This is a genomic window from Methylosinus sp. sav-2 (genome assembly GCF_004366495.1).
Classification (GTDB): domain Bacteria; phylum Pseudomonadota; class Alphaproteobacteria; order Rhizobiales; family Beijerinckiaceae; genus Methylosinus.
On record NZ_SOEJ01000001.1, the window covers coordinates 611,881 to 630,276 of the forward strand.

The 18,396-nt window shown below is 64.7% G+C and carries 14 protein-coding genes; 9 read left to right on the forward strand and 5 right to left on the reverse strand.

Going from position 1 to position 18,396, the window contains the following annotated elements:
- Positions 1 to 5: 5 nt before the first annotated feature.
- Genes icmH through tssI form a run of 5 tightly spaced genes read right to left on the reverse strand, consistent with a single transcriptional unit; the run spans position 6 to position 6,718 of the window.
- Entirely contained in the window at positions 6 to 1,523 is a 1,518-nt protein-coding gene (icmH, locus tag EDE12_RS02820; RefSeq protein WP_026599757.1) for a type IVB secretion system protein IcmH/DotU, read from the reverse strand.
- Entirely contained in the window at positions 1,520 to 2,860 is a 1,341-nt protein-coding gene (gene tssK / locus EDE12_RS02825) for a type VI secretion system baseplate subunit TssK (protein ID WP_026599756.1), read from the reverse strand. The genes icmH and tssK overlap by 4 nt, the downstream gene beginning before the upstream one ends.
- A 19-nt stretch (positions 2,861 to 2,879) precedes the next feature.
- The gene (gene tagH, locus EDE12_RS02830) at positions 2,880 to 4,259 is read right to left on the reverse strand and encodes a type VI secretion system-associated FHA domain protein TagH (protein ID WP_026599755.1); all 1,380 of its coding nucleotides are present in this window, start codon (positions 4,257 to 4,259) and stop codon (positions 2,880 to 2,882) included.
- A 46-nt stretch (positions 4,260 to 4,305) separates the two neighbouring features.
- Positions 4,306 to 4,872 (reverse strand): hypothetical protein, encoded by a 567-nt coding sequence (locus EDE12_RS02835; protein ID WP_051592596.1) that lies wholly within the window; start codon positions 4,870 to 4,872, stop codon positions 4,306 to 4,308.
- A 10-nt stretch (positions 4,873 to 4,882) separates the two neighbouring features.
- Entirely contained in the window at positions 4,883 to 6,718 is a 1,836-nt protein-coding gene (gene tssI, locus EDE12_RS02840; protein ID WP_026599754.1) for a type VI secretion system tip protein TssI/VgrG, read from the reverse strand.
- A gap of 49 nt (positions 6,719 to 6,767) precedes the next feature.
- Between tssI and EDE12_RS02845 the strand changes: the two genes are divergently transcribed.
- The 9 genes from EDE12_RS02845 to tssH all read left to right on the forward strand — a co-directional run bounded on the left by EDE12_RS02845 (position 6,768) and on the right by tssH (position 18,222).
- Positions 6,768 to 7,370 carry an OmpA family protein gene (locus tag EDE12_RS02845; protein WP_166671820.1) on the forward strand — a complete coding sequence of 201 codons (603 nt, stop codon included), beginning with the start codon at positions 6,768 to 6,770 and terminating at the stop codon, positions 7,368 to 7,370.
- Positions 7,371 to 7,376: 6 nt separating this feature from the next.
- Positions 7,377 to 8,957 (forward strand): type VI secretion system ImpA family N-terminal domain-containing protein, encoded by a 1,581-nt coding sequence (locus tag EDE12_RS02850; protein ID WP_026599753.1) that lies wholly within the window; start codon positions 7,377 to 7,379, stop codon positions 8,955 to 8,957.
- A gap of 167 nt (positions 8,958 to 9,124) precedes the next feature.
- A complete protein-coding gene (gene tssB / locus EDE12_RS02855; protein ID WP_024878082.1) occupies positions 9,125 to 9,664 on the forward strand; it encodes a type VI secretion system contractile sheath small subunit in 540 nt (179 codons plus the stop codon).
- Positions 9,661 to 11,184, forward strand: a complete 1,524-nt coding sequence (gene tssC, locus EDE12_RS02860) for a type VI secretion system contractile sheath large subunit (protein ID WP_026599752.1) — start codon at positions 9,661 to 9,663, stop codon at positions 11,182 to 11,184. Before tssB ends, tssC begins: the two co-directional genes overlap by 4 nt.
- Before the next feature lie 70 nt (positions 11,185 to 11,254).
- Complete coding sequence (locus EDE12_RS02865; protein WP_018267378.1) at positions 11,255 to 11,737, forward strand: type VI secretion system tube protein Hcp; 483 nt, start codon at positions 11,255 to 11,257, stop codon at positions 11,735 to 11,737.
- Positions 11,738 to 11,831: 94 nt separating this feature from the next.
- Positions 11,832 to 12,407, forward strand: coding sequence for a GPW/gp25 family protein (locus EDE12_RS02870; RefSeq protein WP_084768595.1), 576 nt, complete (start codon positions 11,832 to 11,834; stop codon positions 12,405 to 12,407).
- 3 nt (positions 12,408 to 12,410) lie between these two features.
- Positions 12,411 to 14,375 (forward strand): type VI secretion system baseplate subunit TssF, encoded by a 1,965-nt coding sequence (tssF, locus tag EDE12_RS02875; protein ID WP_026599750.1) that lies wholly within the window; start codon positions 12,411 to 12,413, stop codon positions 14,373 to 14,375.
- Positions 14,372 to 15,583 carry a type VI secretion system baseplate subunit TssG gene (gene tssG, locus EDE12_RS02880; RefSeq protein WP_051465355.1) on the forward strand — a complete coding sequence of 404 codons (1,212 nt, stop codon included), beginning with the start codon at positions 14,372 to 14,374 and terminating at the stop codon, positions 15,581 to 15,583. Before tssF ends, tssG begins: the two co-directional genes overlap by 4 nt.
- A complete protein-coding gene (gene tssH, locus EDE12_RS02885) occupies positions 15,580 to 18,222 on the forward strand; it encodes a type VI secretion system ATPase TssH (RefSeq protein WP_024878077.1) in 2,643 nt (880 codons plus the stop codon). The genes tssG and tssH overlap by 4 nt, the downstream gene beginning before the upstream one ends.
- The last annotated feature ends 174 nt before the right edge of the window (positions 18,223 to 18,396 follow it).

Here is an 18,396-nt window from a genome sequence, read left to right on the forward strand (position 1 = left end):
AATCCTCAGTCTATGCGGCCGATCAGCACTTCGACGCGCCGGTTGAGGCGACGTCCGGCTTCATTGGCGTTGTCGGCGATCGGCTCGGAAGGGCCGCGGCCGGCCTCCGCGACGCGCGACGCATCCTTGAGCAGCGGCTTCAGCAGAGAAGCGACGGCGTGCGCCCGCTCCTCCGACAGACGCTGATTGTCGCGGAACGGATTGAGCGGGCTCAGCGGTTGATTGTCGGTGTGGCCGATCACCTTGATCGGCCCGGTCTCGCCGTCTATGGCGCGCGCGATACGCTCGGCGATGGGCGCGAATTGCGGCAGCACCGCCGCCTTGCCGGATTGGAAAAGCACGGCGTCGCCGACCTTGATCTGCACCCATTTGCCATTGCAGGTGACGCTGACGCCATCGCCGACCTGCTCGCCGATGCGCTTGCATTGCACGGAAGGTTTGGGCGGCGGCTCCACGCGCGGCAGATTCAGCCGCTCCTGCAACGCGATCTTAGTCGCGGGATGCAGCGTCTCGATCTCCGCGGCGACCGCTTCGCCGATTCCGCCGAGCTTGGCGCGCAGGCCGATGAATGCGCCGAAGAGCAGCAGCGCCGCGACCGCCGCCGCGACCCAGACCGGCGGCGCGAAGCCCTTGCGTCGGAGCGGCAACGCCTGGCCCTTCCAGCGCGGCGAGAGATCGAGCGCCTGCCGCGGCCGCACGCGGCGCAGCAGCTCATAGAGGTTGCGCTGAATATATTGCAACTGATTGGGGCCGCCCTCGGCGGCGCGATACTGACCCTGAAAGCCGAGCGCGAGGCAGACATGCTGCAATTCCAGCACGTCGAAATTGGCGCCCGGATCGCGCTGCAGCCATTCGAGCTGCTTGAAGAAATTCACGCCGCCGAGCCGCTCGCCGAAGAAGCGCGAGGTCATGCTGTAGCGCGTCCACAAATGGCGGTCGTCGGTCGGTATGTTCTGCACAATGTCGTCGGCCGTCGCGCAAATGAGATATTTGGCGACGTTGGCCTGCTCCGGCGTCACGCCGGCGCTGCGAATATCCTTGTCGAAAAAGGCGACGGCGGCGGCGACCTGCTCGAGCAGGCTCTCGAGATCGGCGCTGAGCGCGGCGACGCGCAGACGCCCGAGCAGATGCAGCAGCGGGCCGGCGGCGCGCAGGATCGGATTGGGATGCTGCGCGACGAGCGCGTCGAAATCCAAATCCTCGGCGCGCTGCAAGGACGCAGCCGTCTGCTGCTGCTGCCCGCGGCCCGTCACCCAGGCGTCAGGCGCGGGAGCGCGCGGCGCGCTGGCGGTCTCGAAAGGCGAGGGCGCGAATTGGCCGTAAGGGTTCTCGGCCGGGCGCGGCGCGCCGAAATCTTGTTGCGGCGCATAGGCCGGCGCCGTCTGCGGCGTGTATCCGGGCGTGGGCGCCGGAGGCGGCGGCGGCGCAGCGGGACGCGGCGGCGGACGGCGCCCGCCGGGATTGGGCTGAAAGACAGTGCGATCGCCGCCCGGAGGACCGAAAGGATTGTCCTTGTCGCTCATCTCTTATCCTCCCGAATGGCCCAGAGCTCGAGCTCGAGGTCCGGCCAATCGCCGGAGAAATGCAGGCCGATCGCGGCGGCGACGCTGAAATCGGCCCAGAGCGGACTCTTCTTGTCGATGTAGAAATACACATGGTCGCCGAGCAGCCGAATCTGCGGCGGCGGCGAGGGCCGATGCACGATCGGCACGCCGGGAAGATTATAGTGAACGATCTCGTTCATGCGCGTGTCGGGACCGATCTTCAGCAGATTGGGAAACTGCATCTGAATCTCGCTGAGCGGACGACGCGAGGCGACCTCAAGATAGAAGGACGCGTTCTGAAACAGCGAGCGATCCTTGATCGGCGATTTGAACGCATTGGGCGCGAGCTGCTGCAGCTCGAGGCGAATGGCGCGATGATCGGCGTCCTTGCTGAGGAAATCCTGCAGATCGCGCAGCACGGGCTCGAATGTGTTCTTCAGATTGTCGTGGTCATAGGCGCGATAGCTCGGCGCGCGGCGATCGGCGGCGCAGAAAGTGGCGAGCTCGCCGGCGAGCGAGACGAGGAACACATAGAGCCGCTCTGGATGCAGATGATTGGCCGTATGCTCGAAATGCTGGAGCGCCGGTATAGCGCGATTGAGCGTCTGCAGCAGCAGATAGTCGCGATTTTGCAGGCCGCCGCCGGCGGTGGGATCGGCGGCGTAGCGCGCGATGGATTCGAGCTTGTTCTCGATCCCGCCGATGACGCGATTGAGCCAGCCGGTGACGACATCATGCGCGCGGCAGATCAGCACGGTCGGCGCGAATTCGGGATCGAGCAGCACGGCTCCGTTCTCGATCTTCACGATGCGCGCGATGGGTAGATTATTGTAGCCGCGCTTGCGCTCGCTCTCGAGATGCAGCTCCATGCGCGGATGCGCGACCTCTATCTCCTCCTCCACGCGCAGCTCGGATGTGGAGTCGATGAAGGTCTCGGAGGCATGGAAATAGCGGCTCGCGGAAACGCTGTCGCGCCGCGCCACCTCGCGCGTGTTGGGCGAGGCTTCCGGGAAGGCGAGCCAGACGATGCGATTGGCGATCTTGTCGTCGATCGGCAGAGGCTCCGGCAGCTCCTCCTTACCCTCGAGCTGAAAGGGCGTGCCGTCCTGCATCACGCCCCATGCGGCCTCCAGCCCGAACTTGCCGCGCTGCGCGAGACCATGGTCGATGTCGAGGCGCGAGAAGCCCCAGGAGAAGGGCGCGAGATTGCGCGTGCGGGCGGTCGTCGCCCATTCCAGATAGCGGTCGCCCTGCTGGAAGTGGTGCGGGCGCAGGAATAATCCTTCGCTCCACACGACCTTGCTGCGCCAAGACATTTGCTCCCCCTGTGTATTTTTATTTCTGGGCGTCGGCCCGGTCGTAGCAGTCGGCGAAATTGCGCATGAAGGCGTCGGCGAGCTTGTCGCCCGAGCGCGGGCTCATCGCCGTCCAGCGCTCGACATAGCGGTCCCACAGCCGCGCCTTGCGGGAGCCGACCAGCGAGGCGATGCCGCTGTCCTTGCCCTGCGCTTTCTCGAGGCTCGCGGGATCGAGGCTGTCGCTCAGCATGCGCACCGCCTCCTGCATGGCGGCGTAGGTGCGCAGCTCATGCGCCTTCACATCGACGAAGGCCTGAGCGAAGGCGGGGCCGGCGGAGAGATAGCCCGGACGCGGCGGACCGAGCACGATGCGCATCGCCTCTTCTGTCGTCGGCGCGAATTTCAGCGGGTTGTTGCCCTGCGCCTCGATGATCGTATGGCTGGCGCTGCGCGTCAGCCGCTTGGCCTCGGCGCGAGCGCGCAGCAATTGCCGCGTCTCCTCGGCGATGAGGCGCGTCAGCGCTCCGAGCTGCTCGCCGAGCTGCGCCGGCGTCGCGCCGGCGAAGGTCTGCTCCGGCAGGTTCAGCGCGCGCGCAAAGCTCGTCAGAAATTCGGCATAGGCGCCCTCCGTCCCCGGCGCAGCGGCGGCAGGGGTCGGCGGCGGAACGGGCGCGGCGGCGATCGGCCCAGGCGCAGCGAGAGGCGCAGGGGCGGCGAGAGGCGCGACGGAAGGCGCCGGAGCGGGCGGGGGCGAGCCCCAGTCGACAACGGGCGCGGGAGTCGACGCAGCCGGCGACGGCGCGCCCCAAATGTCGTTCGGCGCGGCGACTGGAACAGCGGCGGCCGGCTGTGGCGGCTCGCCCCAAAAGGAGGCGGGCGCGGGGTCGGCGGAAGGTCGGCGCGGGGTCGGCGCTATCGGCGTCGCCACATCGGCGACATGGTCGATCCAATCGGTCTGCGGTCCCGGATCGAGCCGGCGCGGATCGAGCGAGCGTGGATCGATGGGCGGCGGCGCCGGCTCCGAGGAGCTCCAGAAATCGTCGTAGGCCGGAACCGGCTGCGTCGACGAGACGGCGGCGGGCTCGAGGGCGGGCGCGTCGCCCTCCACATGCGCCACCACGACATATTCGCCGATATAGAGACGATCGCCATCGCGTAGCCGATAGGGCGATTGCACGCGATTGTCCGGGTGATTGACGAAAGTGCCGTTCATCGAGACATCGGTGAGATAATAGCTGCCGTCGCGCGGCGCGATCTCGCAATGGCGGCCGGAGATGAAATGATTCTCGTCCGGCAGGCACCAGTCGAGATGCTGATTGCGGCCGATGTCGATGCTGCGGCGGCCTTCCGCGACATAGGTCAGCGGGCCGCCGTCCGGCCTTCGGCTGAAATTCTCGATCGTCAATGTCAGGCGCATTCCCCGATGGCTCCCTCAGCGGGCCGCGAGCCCGCGCCTCATAGCGTCACGACCGTTGAAGATCGCCGAGCGCGCAACGCAGCGCCGCCTCTATCCATCCGGTCTCGACGGCCTCACGGCGATCCCCCGCAATGGCGCCGAGCGTGATCAGCACCGCTCCGCGCGCCGCCTGCGCCGTGGCCTGCGGCGGCGGCTCCAGATAAAAGGCGGGATCGGGCGAGACATTGCCGCCCGACCATCCCGCCGCTTGCGCGACCCAGGCCGCGGCCAGCGATTTTCGCGCCTGCGCGGCCTCCTCCAGCGCGCGCCGGCGCCGCGCCTCGCTCGGCTCGCTCACCCATTCCTCCGCCGCCTGCAGGCAGCGCAGCGACACGGCGTCCGCCGGCTCCGTCTGCCGCACGCAGCGCGCCGCCCACCACACCGCCTCGCGCCGCGCCAGAAGATAGGCGCAATAGGACAAGGCCGCGCGACGATCGCCCTCCTTGGCGAGACGGGAGACGAAACCTGCGGAAGGCTCCTCGCAGCTCTCGATTCCGACGTCGACCTCCGCCGTGGGAAAAGCGGCGTAGAGGTCGCGCACGGTGGCGAAGCGTATCTTGCTCGGCGTGCTCACCCTCTCCCCCTCAGTTCAGATCGATCTTGGCGGCGGACAAAGCGATCGCCGTCGAGCTGATCTCGATCTTGCTCGGCGTCAGCTTGATCGAGCTCGCGCCCGTCTTCAGCGTGATCGTGTCGCCGAGCGATTCGATCGTTATGCTCTGATCGACGGTCGTCGCATCCTTGCCGCCATGAATCGTCGTCTTGCGCGAGCCGGACTCCAGCGTCAGCTCGTCGCCGCCCTGCTTCAGCGTCGTCTTGCGCGAGGCGCCGCCGCCGGAGAACGCCTCGCCGATCTCGGTCGTCTCGGAATTGCGAATCACCACCTCGTGATCCTTCTCGGCGTGCATGCGGATCTTCTCCGAGCTCGCCTTGTCCTCGAACATGAATTCATTGTAGCCGCCATGGCCCTTCGAGGAGTCGGATCTCAATCCCGACTGCGTGTTGTTGTCCGGCAGCCGATAAGGAAATTTATTGCCGCCATTGTAGACGGCGCCGACGACGATCGGCTTGTCGGGATCGCCCTCCAGAAACTCGACGACCACCTCCATGCCGATGCGCGGAATGAATTGCGCGCCCCAGCCGGGGCCGGACCACAATTGCGCGACGCGCATCCAGCAGGAGCGCTTGTCCTCGCGGTCCCAATGGAAGCGCACCTTGATCATCCCATGGCCGTCGGGATCGGTGTCGATCTCCTCGCTGTCGGCGTCCTTGTCGCGTGCGACCACCTTCGCCGTCTGCGGCCCATGGACGAGCGGCCGTGGCGTCACCAAGGGCGCGCGAAACACGCGATCGACCGGCTGAAGCTCGTAATTGCCGTGATAGGGCTGACGCCCGTCGAGCCCGCCTGCGGAGCGAAACGCCTCATCGGCGAAATGATGCGAGCAGCGGACGATGAGATATTGCTTGTTCTCCGCGCCGGTCGGATGGCGCTCGAGCGTGGCGAGCCCGCCTGGAAAGAGATTGGCCGCCTGGCCGGATGCGTAGCGGCGATAATCGATCGCCTGCTCGGCGCCGAGCCTTGCGTCCGCATAGAGGCGCCCGTCGCTCGCATTCTGATATTTGCCGGGATAATCGTAATATTCGTAGGTCGTCGCGCGCGCGTAGCGCTCGGAGCCCTGCGTCGTGGCCTTGAGATTGGAGCCGGGCTCGCGAAACGCATAATCGCGCAGCTCTATCTTGCCGGTGCGGAAGCGCCGCTCCGACGACCAGGAGAACAGCGCCTGCTCCTGCTGCGTGAGGCCGGCCAGCGCATTGGCGAAGATGATGGAGGCGCCGCCCTCTATCGCCTGATGCGAGGAGCGCGAGTCGGACAGAACCAGCGTGTGCGCGCCTTGCTCATGCTTGAAGTAATAATAGATTCCGTGCTGCTCCATGAGCCGCGAGACGAAATCGAAATCGGTCTCGCGATATTGCACGCAATAGTCGAGCTTCGGATAGTTGCCCTTGGTCGCGTTCTCGATCGTTATGTTGCGCTCGCCGAGCACGTCGGAGACAATGGCGAGCGCGGACTTGTGATGAAAGATCCGGCAATTGGTCGTGCGCGTCAGCAGCCATAAGGCCGGCCGCAGCACGAAACGATAGACATAGAGATCCTCGAAGGCGCCGATCGCCTGCGCTTCCGCGACGATTCCGTTGAAATGACGTTTCGGACGATCGAGCAGCGTCAGAGCCACTGTGCAGTCGCGGCCGAGCAGCTGATCGAAATCGACATTCGCATCGGGACTCACCGTCTCGATGCGAATCTCGAACAGCTCGCTCAATCCTTCCGTCGCGTCGAGCGCCGTGATCGCGAGCTTGTCCTTCCCCAATGGAGTGGACAGGATTGCGATGCGGCCGTCTTGAATCAATATGTCAGACATGGTGCATCCGAAGCTCGAAACGGTCCAGGAAAGCGAAACGGGTAAGCCCTTGACGATACGTAACGGCAAAAATAGTGTCGAGAAGTATTTTTGCGCCGAGGACGACATATTGGGACGCAAGCTTCTTCTCGCTCTCGCATTGTCGACGGCCGCGGCGTGCGCGCCGTCGACTCTCAGCCGCGCCGATGACGCGCCGGCCTATTCCGCATCGGATATCGTTCGACATTTCGCCGCGGAGCCGTCCTTCGGAGCGTCGCGCTCGCTGTGCATCGGCGCAGCGGCGGATTGCCCCGGCGATGCAGAGAAAGCCACGCGGAGCGAGAGCTTCGACCTCGAGGTGACATTCGAGCTCGGCTCCGATCGGCTGACGGCGCCAGCGCGCAAGAATCTCGACGAATTCGCCAAGGCGCTGCGCGATCCGGCGCTCGCCGTGCGACATTTCCATGTCGACGGACATACGGATGCGCGCGGCCGCGACGAGACCAATCTGCGGCTGTCGCAACGTCGCGCCGAAGCGGTGCGCAACTATCTGGTTTCGGCGGGGATCGACGGCGCGCGGCTCAACGCGCAGGGCTATGGCCGCACGCGGCCGAAGGCGCGCGATCCGCTCGACCCGGCCAATCGCCGCGTCGAAACCCGCGCGGAGGATTGAGCCGCCATGGCGATCGTCGATCCGGCCTTTCTGTCGTCGCCCGTCACCGAGGCGGACCCTTGCGGTCCCGATCTCGACGAGAACGGCGACGCCGCTTTCATGAATTTCTTCGCCTTTGCGCCGTTTCAACTTCCCGAGACCTTCTTTACCGACGGCCGGCCCTTCGACCCGACCGACAATGAATTCCGAGAAGCCATAGAATACATACCGGCGATGCTCGCGGATGTGATGAAGCGCACACGCGATCTGCGCCTCATGGTTTTTCTGGCGCGTCTCGCCATACTCAAGCGCAACCTCGACGAGTTCGTCGACACGATCGCAGCCATGGCGACCTTGCTGGAGCGCTATTGGGACGGCGTGCATCCGCGTCCCCGCGACGGATCGGTGAAGGCGCGCGCCGATATTCTCGATGAGCTCGACGTCTCCGTCGTGACGATCTCGCTGCAATTCGTCACGCTCCACACGGATCGGCGCAAGGGCATTGTCGCCTTTCGCTCAACCGTGCTTGCCGAGCAGGAGAAGGCGGCCGAAGGCGCAGAGGGCGGCGAGAAGCCCGCGGGCGGCCGCATAGCGGCGATGACGCAGGAGCAGATCGTGCGCACCCTCGCCGACGCCGGCGAGGAGGCCGTCGCGGCGACGCGCGCCAGCTTCCAGCGGCTCGAGGCGGCGCTGAAAAATATTCGCGCGCGTTTCGCCGAGCATACGAGCGGCGCGGAGACGCCGGAATTCGGCGCGCTGCTGAAGGTCGTCGGCGGCGTGCTGACGTTCTTTTCCTTGGCGTTTCCCGATCCGACGGCGCCGGAGCCGGAAGACGGAGAGGAAGCAGGCGGGGAGGCGCCGCGCGGCGCCATCGGCTGCGCCGCGGACGCGCGCCGCGCGCTCGATGCGGCGAAGGATTATTTCTGCCTCTTCGAGCCGTCCAATCCGGCCCTGCCGCTGGTCGCGCAGGCGATTGCGCTGCAGGGCAAGACATTCATCGAGGTTCTCGCGGCTCTGCTGCCCGACCGCCATTCCTATGCGCAATTTTCGATCGGCGGCGAGAACGCCTTCAAGCTGGCCATCGCGCCGCTCGGCGACATGACGCCGACGCGCGCCGAATATTTCGACGAACGCCAGACGCCGCGCAAGACGCGCCGCCGCGTGGCGCCGCCCGCGCCGCTGCTGATCGAGGCGCCGTCCGTAGAGGAGCCGGCGCCGTTCGAGGAAGAGAGATCGGAGCCAGAGAGCATAGAGCAAGAGGCGCAGGCGAGCGCGGAGGAGCCGGACGCGGCGATGAGCGACGCCCCGCAGGATGGTCTCGCGGAGACGCGCGAGATCGAGGCGCCGGCTTCGATCGTCGTCGAGCCGGAGCAGGTCGAGCCGCGGCCGGAGCCGATCGACTATGCCGAGGATTATGAGATCGACGCTCCGAGCTTCTCGGCGACGACGCGTACGCAGGCCTTGCTGCTGCTGGACGACATAGCGCGCTACTTCCGCATCGCCGAGCCGTCGAGCCCGATTCCTTGCCTCATCGATCGCGCCCGCGCGCTCGCCGACAAGGACTTCATCGCCGTGCTCGGCGCCGTGCTCGAACGCGAGGAGAGCTGACGGCCGTCGCAAGATTGACATGAGTGTGCGCCATCACACAGCGATTTTAAGTGGTTCGATGAGTATACGGAGGGCAGCGCGAACACGAGCCGACTCGGCGCGTCCACGGCTTGACAGATTCGCGATGCTCGGCTTCTCTATCGCGAATTCATAAAGGATAATTGTATATGGCGAAGATGAGTGGGCAGAAATTCATCGCGCGCAACCGCCCTCCGCGAGTTCAAATCGAATATGTCGATCCGACCGCCGACGAGAAGGTCGAGCTTCCCTTCGTGATGGGCGTGCTGGCGGATCTCTCCGGCAACTCGCCCGGCCACGGCAAGGAAGACTTCGACAAGGGAACAGCGGCGACCCGCAAGTTCGTCGAGTTCGACATGGATAATTTCGACGAGCGCATGAGCTCCGAGCATGGCGTTCGTCCGGGCGTCAGCTTTCACGTCGACAACAAGCTTTCCGAGCAATCGGGCGAGAAGCTGAGCGTGAAGCTCGATTTCAAGAGCATGGCCGATTTCAGCCCCGCCGCCGTCGCCAAGCAGGTGCCGGTGCTCGCCGAGCTGCTCGAGGCGCGGCAAAAGCTCGCCAATCTGCGCGTCTATATGGACGGCAAGGACGCCGCCAACCAGCAATTGCGGGCTCTGCTGAAGGACCCGCAAAAGATGGAAGCGCTCAAGGAATTCCTCTCGGCGACGCAATCGGGCGACAAATGAGCGAGGCGCAAGTGACCACAGAGCTCACCCAGACCGAAGCCGCAGTCACCACGACCGGCGGCGAACTCGACGAGTTTCTGCAATCGCTGAAGCAGAGCTTCAAGCCGCCGAAGGACGAATCGGCCGCCAAGGAGCAGAATGCGCGCGTTCAGGACGCAATCTCCATCTTCGTCAATCAGGCGTTGTCCAACACGGACGCCGTCATCAAGGACGATGTGCTCGACACGATCGAGCGGCTGATCGCTTCCATCGACGAGAAGCTGACCGCGCAGCTCAACGAGATCATCCACGCCGAGGAGTTTCAGAAGATCGAGAGCGCCTGGCGCGGGCTGCATCATCTCGTCTACAGCTCGGAGACGGACGCGACGCTGAAGATTCGCGTGCTGAACATCTCCAAGACCGAGCTCTATCAGCATCTGAAAGACTATCCCAAGGCGAAATGGGATCAGAGCGAGCTGTTCAAGAAGGTCTATGAGGAAGAATATGGCCAGCTCGGCGGCCAGCCCTATGGCGCGCTCGTCGGCGACTATTATTTCAGCCATCATCCGACCGATGTGCAGCTGCTGCGCGATCTCAGCAAGATCGCCGCGGCCGCCCATGCGCCCTTCATCACCGCCGCCGATCCGAGCCTGATGCGCATGGACAGCTGGAACGAGCTGTCCAATCCGCGCGACATCGGCAAGGTTTTCGACACGCCGGAATATGCCGCCTGGAAGAGCCTGCGCGATTCGGAGGACGCCAAATATCTCGGCCTCACTTTGCCGCGCGTGCTGGCGCGCCTGCCCTATGGCTCCGCGTCCGAGCCGGTCGAGGAGTTCGGCTTCGAGGAAGACACGGACGGCCATAAGGGCGAGAATTACGCCTGGATGAACTCCGCCTATGCGATGGCGGCGAACATCACCCGCGCCTTCAAGGACCATGGCTGGTGCTCGCGCATTCGCGGCGTCGAATCGGGCGGCGAGGTCGAGGATCTGCCGACGCATACTTTCCCGACCGACGATGGCGGCGTCGATCTCAAATGCCCGACGGAGATCGCCATCAGCGACCGCCGCGAGGCGGAGCTGGCCAAGGCCGGCCTGATGCCGCTCATCCATCGCAAGAACACCGATCGCGCGGTGTTCATCGGCGCGCAATCGCTGGCGCGTCCGAAGGAATACAATAATGACGCGGACGCCACCGCCTCCAGCAATCTCGCGGCGCGCCTTCCTTATATGTTCGCAGTGTGCCGCTTCGCACATTATCTGAAGGTCATGGTGCGCGATAAGATTGGCTCCACCAAGGAGAAGGAGGAGCTGCAGAGATGGTTGCAGAACTGGATCGTCCAATATGTCGATGGCGACCCGACGAACTCGTCCGACGAGGTGAAGCGCAAGAAGCCTCTCGCCGGAGCGAAGATCACCATCGTCCCGAATGAGGAAAATCCAGGATATTATTCCGCGACATTCGAGTTGCGGCCCCATTATCAGCTGGAAGGCATGAATATCGGAATGCGCCTCGTTTCCCGTCTCCCGATCAAATAGGAAGACGGCGAGGATCACGAAACGCGATTTCATGCATCGATCTTTCGAACGCGATCAAAGGATATAGACAATGGCTACCGATATTTTCCTCAAGTTCACTTCCAAGGTCGAAGGCGAATCCTCCGACAGCAAGCACAAGGGCGAGATCGAGATCTCGAGCTATGGATTCGGCGTGACCAACCAGGGCACCTCTGGTCACGGCGGCGGCGCCGGCGCCGGCAAGGCGGATTTCCAGGATCTGCATTTCACCAAATCCGTCGACAAATCCACGCCGAACCTTCTCAAATTCACCGCCGAGGGCAAGCATTTCGAGGAGGCGCTGATCACCGTCCGCAAGGCCGGCGGCGGCCAGCAGGAATATCTCAAGATCACGCTCAACGACGTGTTCATCACCTCCTATCACAGCGACGGCCACAGCGGCGCGGTGCCGTCGGAGAGCTTCACGCTCAACTTCACCAAGGTGAAGCTGGAATACAGCCCGCAGAAGGCCGACGGCTCGCTGGAGCCAAGCATCAGCGGCGGCTACAATGTGAAAGAGAACAAGTCGTTCTGACAATGAATGACGTGTCGGCGGCGCTCGCGCGACGGGGCCGCCGACCGTATGTCGCATCGCTCGCCGCTACGCGACGCCGCGCGGGAAAAGCTCAATGACCTCCTCGACGACGACGAGCGTTCGCCCGGCGGACCGGCTCAGCCCGCCTCTCATGCATGTGTTTCGCGCCGCGCATCGCGACCGCCGCGAGCAGGCGCGCGAGACGGCAAGACGCCAGACGCTCGCCCGCGAGGGCGGAACGCCGGAGGCGGAGCGCAAGACGCGGCCGCAACGCGCCCCCATCAACGAGCAGGAGCTGAAGGCGGAGGTCGAGCACGACGTCGCCGCGCTGATGAATCATGTCTCGATGGATTCGACGATCGATCTTTCGTCCTTCGCGCGCGTGCGCGGCTCCATCCTCAACTACGGATTCCCCGATCTCGCCAATCGCACCATGGACGAGCTGGAGGCGCGCGATCTCCATGGCGAGATCATTGCCGTGCTGAAGCAATATGAGCCGCGCCTCATTCCCGGCTCGGTGCGCGTCACGCGCGACCGCTCGCCGGAGGCGCTGCAGGAGATTCGCTATATCGTCGACGGCCATCTCCTCTGCCAGCCGCTGAACGTTCCCATCGAGTTCGTCGCCAAATTCGAGGAAACGACGGGCAAGCTGCATCTCACGCGGCGCTGAGCGATGAATCGCGAATTCCTCGATCTCTATAATCGCGAGCTCGATCTCTTCTACGAGCACGCCGCCGAATTCGCGGAAGAATATCCAGAGATCGCCAAGCGTCTCGGCGGGCTCATTCGCGACCGCACCGATCCCATGGCCGCCGGCCTTCTGGAAGGCGCGGCCTTTCTCGCTGCGCGCGTGCAATTGAAGATCAAGCACGAGTTTCCCGAATTCGCCAATAATCTCTTGGAGCAGCTGGTTCCGCATTATCTCGCGCCGACGCCCTCCGCCATGCTGGTGAAGGCGTTGCCGAAATATGGCGACTCCGCGCTCGCCGACGGTCGCCTGTTTCCGCGCGGCTCGCAGATCGACGCCACCTATCTCGAGGCCGATAAGGAGATCGCCTGCCGCTACACGCTGACGGCGCCGATCCGCCTCTGGCCCTTCTACATAAAATCCGCCGAATATTTTACCAGCGCCGCCGCGCTGCAGCCGCTCAAGATCAATGTGCGCCGCGAGACGGTCGCCGGCATGCGCATCACGCTCGTCGTCGCCGCGACATCGGACCCGATGGACGATGCGCGCGAAAAGGCTGCGCCGCCGCAGCCTTGGTCGCTGTTCAGCGACAATAAGGCGACGGAGCTGCCCTTCTATCTCGCCGGCGCCGAGGCGCACGCCAATGCGATCTATGAGCAGATCTTCGGCCATTGCACGGGCGTGTGGTTCCGCTACGTCGACGCCAATAATGACGCCACCGTCATAGAGGCGCCGAAGGACTGTCTCCGGCAGCTCGGCATGGATGAGCAGGAATCGCTGCTGCCGCGCGACGATCGCATCTTCCGCGGCTTCGATCTGCTGCATGAATATTTCATGTTCTCGCGCAAGTTTCTCGGCTTCGAGCTCGCGCTCGATCGCGAGAAAGTGACGAGCCGCCTACCCTCGCGCGTGATCGACATCATCTTCGGATTCGACGAGGTCAATAGCGCGCTCGCCGCCAGCGTGCAGAAGGACATGTTCGCGCTCTATGCGGCGCCGGCGGTCAATCTCTTCGAGATGGCGACCGATCGCGTCTCCATCAAAGCCAATCAGCACGAATATCATGTCGTGCCCGACAAGAGCCGCTATCTCGATTATGAGCCGCATCGGCTCATCGACGTCTTCGCGCATTTTCCCGGCAGCGTCGAGAAGCGTCCCGTGCGGCCGCTCTACGCCTCATCGACCGATCTGCGCGAGAAGAATGCGCTGCAATACACCATTCGCCGCACGCCGCGCCGGCGCACGATCGAGGAGAAGCGCTACGGACCGGCGGGCGATTATTTCGGCACGGATCTCTTCATCTCGCTGAGCGACACCGGCGCGCTGGACGAGACTATCGGCGTCGCGGAGCTGAGCATTCGCGCGCTCTGCTCCAACCGTCATTTGCCCGAGCATTTGCCGATCGGCCAGAACCGCGTCGACTTTCGCCTCACCGATGACGTCGAGCTCGATCTCGTCTGCGTCGCCGGTCCGACGCGGCCGGGCGAGCCGCTCGTCTCCTATCAGCGCCGCCGCGCCGAGACCGCGCATATGGGGACCGTCTCCTGGCGGCTCATCAATATGCTGAGCCTCAATCATCTCGGCCTCACGGAACGCGAGGCGGGCGATAATGCGCGCGCGCTGCGCGAGATATTGACCACATTCACAGAGCCCAATGACGCCGCTGGCGAGAGGCGCGTGCGCGGCGTGCTGTCGGTGGACAGCCGGCCGGTCGTGCGGCGCATTCGTTGCGGCGGCGGCGTCGGTCCGGCGCGCGGCACGGAAGTCAGCGTCACGCTGGACGAGAAGGCCTTCGAAGGAACCGGCGCCTTTCTGCTCGGCGCGATCCTCGATCGCTTCTATTGCGAATATGCCGCCTTCAATCATTTCACCCAGCTCGTTCTGCGAACGACCGAGCGTGGCGAGATCATGCGCTGGCCGGCGCGGCTCGGCGCGCGGAGGGCGCTTTGAGCTATTTCGAAAAAATGCGGCGCGAGCCCTGGCGCTATGATTTTCTCGACATGATGCGCCGCGTCGAACGCAGCCTCGGCCAGCGGCTCGAGGGCGACAGCGTGTTCGCGCAGCCGCGTCCGCGCATCGGCGACAGCGCCACGCGCCGCGACGAGGTCGTGCGGCTCGGCTCGGAGCAATTTGCGCGCGAGGTCGCCGTCTCCTTCGGGCAGGAGGCCTGGATGGCGTTTCCAGGCTCGACGCTGCGCGAGATCGCGCCGCGCTGGAACCGGCCGCTGCCGCCCGCCGACGTCATTGCGCGGGCGGAGACGCCCGCCGAGCGCGTGCATATCGTCTCAGCCTTTCTCGGCCTGCTCGGCCCGCAGGGGCCGCTGCCTTATCATCTGACAGAGGAAGCCTTCGCCTATGTGCAGGCGGAGGATACGTCCTTCGTCCATTTCCTCGATCTCTTCAACAATCGCTTCATCCAATTGTTCTTCCGCGCCTGGGCCGATTCGCGTCCCATCGTGCAGGCGGACCGGCCGGAATATGATCGCTTCGGCGCCTATGTGACCTCCATGATCGGCGTCGGCTCGCAGGCCTTCGACACCACGCCGGCGAAGCATGATGGCGCGCGCCGCGAGAGCTTCATACCGGAGGGCGTCGGGCTCTATGCGGGCTTGCTCGGCCCACAGGTGAAATCGGCCTCGCGTCTGCGCCAAGCGATTCGCGGGATGCTGCACGTCGAGATGGAGATCGATGAATTCATCGGCTCCTGGCTGGAGTTCGACGCGCGCGAGCGTTCGCATCTCGGAGGCCGCAACAGCACGCTCGGCGTGGATTTCCTCGTCGGCGCCGCGTCCTTCAGCGTGCAGGACAAGATTCGCGTGCGGCTGTTCGTCGCCGATATGGCGCAATATCGCAAATTCCTGCCGGTCGGCGACGATTGCGATCGGCTCGTCGATATTTTGTTTTTTTACGTCGGCGACGAGATCGATTGGGATGTCGAGCTCGCCGTGCCGGCGCGCTGCGTCGAGCCCATTCGGCTCACATCCGATTCCGCCGCGGGGCCTGCGGGCGGCGCGCGGCTCGGCTGGACGAGCTGGCTCGTCGACGAAAATGCATCGAGGAAAGACGGCTATCGGGCCGATGCGCGTTTCCAGCCTGCGGAGCGCAAGAGGCATGAGCGCGAAAAAGCCAGACGCGAAGCGGAGGCGATGAAACCATGACCGACATTGGACTCGAGACAGTCACCGGCAAGCTCAATCTCGTCGGCTTCGAGACGATCGCCAAAGCGCATCGCCAAGCGAAAAGCCTCGGCAATCGCTATGTCGAACTCGCCCATTGGCTGCTGCATATGCTGGAGAAGACCGGCTCCGACGTCGATGTGATCGCCGATCATTTCAACCTCGATCGCGCCAAGCTGCTCCTCGACGTGGAGCGCGCGATCGGCGCGCTGACGCCGAGCCAGACGGAGACGCCCTATTATTCCGGCGCGGTGATCGAGGCGCTCGACCGCGGCTGGCACTATTCCACGCTCTTCTTCGCCGAGGCGCAGATTCGCACCGGCCATGTGCTCGTCGGCGTGCTGAAGACGGATCGGCTGCGCGCCGCGCTGCTCGCCGTCTCGCGCGAATTCGGCAAGATCGCCGTCGATGCGCTGCTCGACGAGCATAAGAAGATTCTCGCGCGCTCGGACGAAGAGAATCTTCGCCCCATAGACGGGAGCGGCCTCGCGCCGGCGAGCGGCGGCGGCGGCGGCGCGGCGGGCGATACGCGCGGCCAGACGGCGCTCGATCGCTTCTCGCAGGATTTGACCGCGAGAGCGCGCTCCGGCGAGATGGATCGCATATTGGGCCGCGACGAGGAGATCCGAAAAATCGTCGATGTGCTGATGCGTCGGCGGCAGAATAATCCGATCCTCACCGGCGAGGCCGGCGTCGGCAAGACGGCGGTGGTAGAAGGATTCGCGCAGGCGATCGTCTCCGGCGACGTGCCGCCGCCGCTGCGCGACGTCACTTTGCGCGCGCTCGATGTCGGGCTGCTGCAGGCCGGCGCGTCGATGAAGGGCGAGTTCGAGCAGCGGCTGCGCTCCGTCATCGACGAGGTGCAGAAATCGCCGAAGCCGATCATTCTCTTCATCGACGAGGCGCATACGCTGATCGGCGCCGGCGGCGCGGCCGGCACGGGCGACGCCGCCAATCTGCTGAAGCCGGCCCTCGCGCGCGGAACTCTGCGCACCATCGCCGCGACGACCTGGAGCGAATATCGCCAATATTTCGAGAAGGACCCGGCGCTGACGCGGCGTTTCCAGCCGATCCAGATCGACGAGCCGGACGCCGCGCGCGCGGCGGCGATGCTGCGCGGCATTCTCGCGCCTATGGAAAAGCATCACGGCGTGCGCATTTCCGACGCCGCGATCACGGCAGCCGTCGCTCTGTCGCAGCGCTACATCCCCGCGCGGCAATTGCCGGACAAGGCGGTGAGCCTGCTCGACACGGCGAGCGCGCGCGTCGCCATCAGCCAATCGACGACGCCCGCCGCCATCGCCGACAAGCGCGTCGAGATCGACCATCTCGCGCAGGAGAAGGCGTCGCTGCTCGCCGATCGCGATCTCGGCGCCGACACGCGCGCGCGGGTCAATGAGATCGACGATGCGATAGCGGCGGCGAAGGACAGGCTCGGCCTGCTCGAGAGCGCATGGGACCACGAGAAATCCATCGTCGAAGACGTGCGCTCGCTGCGCGAGATTCTCGGCCAGACGGAAGACGAAGCCGCGCAGGAGAACGAGCGCGCGAAGCTGACGGAAAAGCTCGGCGCATTGGCCGCGCTCGATCCCGAGACGCGCGTCATTTATCCGCATGTCGATGAGCAGGCGGTTGCCGCCGTCGTGTCGGACTGGACCGGCATTCCGGTCGGGCGCATGGTGAAGGACGAGATCGAGAACATCCTTCGCCTGCCGGAGATATTGAACAAGCGCGTCGTCGGCCAGAGCCATGGCCTCGCGATGATTTCAAAGCGCATCGAGACCAATCGCGCGCGGCTCGACAATCCCAATAAGCCGATCGGCGTCTTCATGCTGTGCGGCCCCTCCGGCGTCGGCAAGACCGAGACGGCGCTGGCGCTCGCCGAGGCGATCTATGGCGGCGAGCAGAACATCATCACCATCAACATGTCGGAGTTTCAGGAGGCGCACACGGTCTCGACGCTGAAAGGCGCGCCTCCCGGCTATGTCGGCTATGGCGAGGGCGGCCGGCTCACCGAGGCGGTGCGGCGCAAGCCCTATAGCGTCGTGCTGCTCGACGAGATCGAGAAAGCGCATCCCGACGTGCATGAGATTTTCTTCCAGGTCTTCGACAAGGGGCAGATGGAGGATGGCTCGGGGCGGCGCATCGATTTCAAGAACACGCTCATCATCCTCACCTCCAATGTCGGAACCGATCTCATCATGGAGCTCGGCGCCGATCCCGCTTATCACGACGATCCGGAAGCGCTCGCCGCCGCGCTGCGGCCGGAGCTGCAACGCGTCTTCCCGCCGGCGCTGCTCGGGCGCATCGTCACCATTCCCTATTTCCCGCTGTCGCCGGATATGTTGTCCGGCATAGTGCGGCTGCAATTGAACCGCATCGGCAAGCGCATCGAGGAGAATCACAAGGCGGCCTTCGTCTATGACGACGCCGTGGTCGATCACATCGTCGCGCAATGCAACGATCCCGATTCCGGCGGGCGCATCATCGACAACATCATCACCAACACGCTGCTGCCGTCGCTCTCGCGCGAATTCCTGAAGCGCTCGCTGGCGAAGGAGGAGCTGCGCGAGGCGCGGGTGACGGTGAGCGCGGGGGCGTTCGGCTTCGAATGGAGATGAGCGTCCGCCCGAGCGGACGCGATAATTCTCGGTGAGAGCCGACCTCCGGATCGCCTCGGCGGGCTTGTGGCCGAGGCAGGGCGCTCGGGTGAAGGTTTCCTCATCCTGAGGAGCCGCGAAGCGGCGTCTCGAAGGACGAGGAAACCTTCATGCGCTGCCATCTGGAGCTCCCCC

What these genes read in the sequence shown, in the direction of transcription:
- icmH (WP_026599757.1), bottom strand. Translation starts at nt 1,523, where the DNA reads ATGAGCGACAAGGACAATCCTTTCGGTCCTCCGGGCGGCGATCGCACT.
- tssK (WP_026599756.1), bottom strand. Translation starts at nt 2,860, where the DNA reads ATGTCTTGGCGCAGCAAGGTCGTGTGGAGCGAAGGATTATTCCTGCGC.
- tagH (WP_026599755.1), bottom strand. Translation starts at nt 4,259, where the DNA reads ATGCGCCTGACATTGACGATCGAGAATTTCAGCCGAAGGCCGGACGGC.
- tssI (WP_026599754.1), bottom strand. Translation starts at nt 6,718, where the DNA reads ATGTCTGACATATTGATTCAAGACGGCCGCATCGCAATCCTGTCCACT.
- EDE12_RS02850 (WP_026599753.1), top strand. Translation starts at nt 7,377, where the DNA reads ATGGCGATCGTCGATCCGGCCTTTCTGTCGTCGCCCGTCACCGAGGCG.
- tssB (WP_024878082.1), top strand. Translation starts at nt 9,125, where the DNA reads ATGGCGAAGATGAGTGGGCAGAAATTCATCGCGCGCAACCGCCCTCCG.
- tssC (WP_026599752.1), top strand. Translation starts at nt 9,661, where the DNA reads ATGAGCGAGGCGCAAGTGACCACAGAGCTCACCCAGACCGAAGCCGCA.
- EDE12_RS02865 (WP_018267378.1), top strand. Translation starts at nt 11,255, where the DNA reads ATGGCTACCGATATTTTCCTCAAGTTCACTTCCAAGGTCGAAGGCGAA.
- EDE12_RS02870 (WP_084768595.1), top strand. Translation starts at nt 11,832, where the DNA reads ATGACCTCCTCGACGACGACGAGCGTTCGCCCGGCGGACCGGCTCAGC.
- tssF (WP_026599750.1), top strand. Translation starts at nt 12,411, where the DNA reads ATGAATCGCGAATTCCTCGATCTCTATAATCGCGAGCTCGATCTCTTC.
- tssH (WP_024878077.1), top strand. Translation starts at nt 15,580, where the DNA reads ATGACCGACATTGGACTCGAGACAGTCACCGGCAAGCTCAATCTCGTC.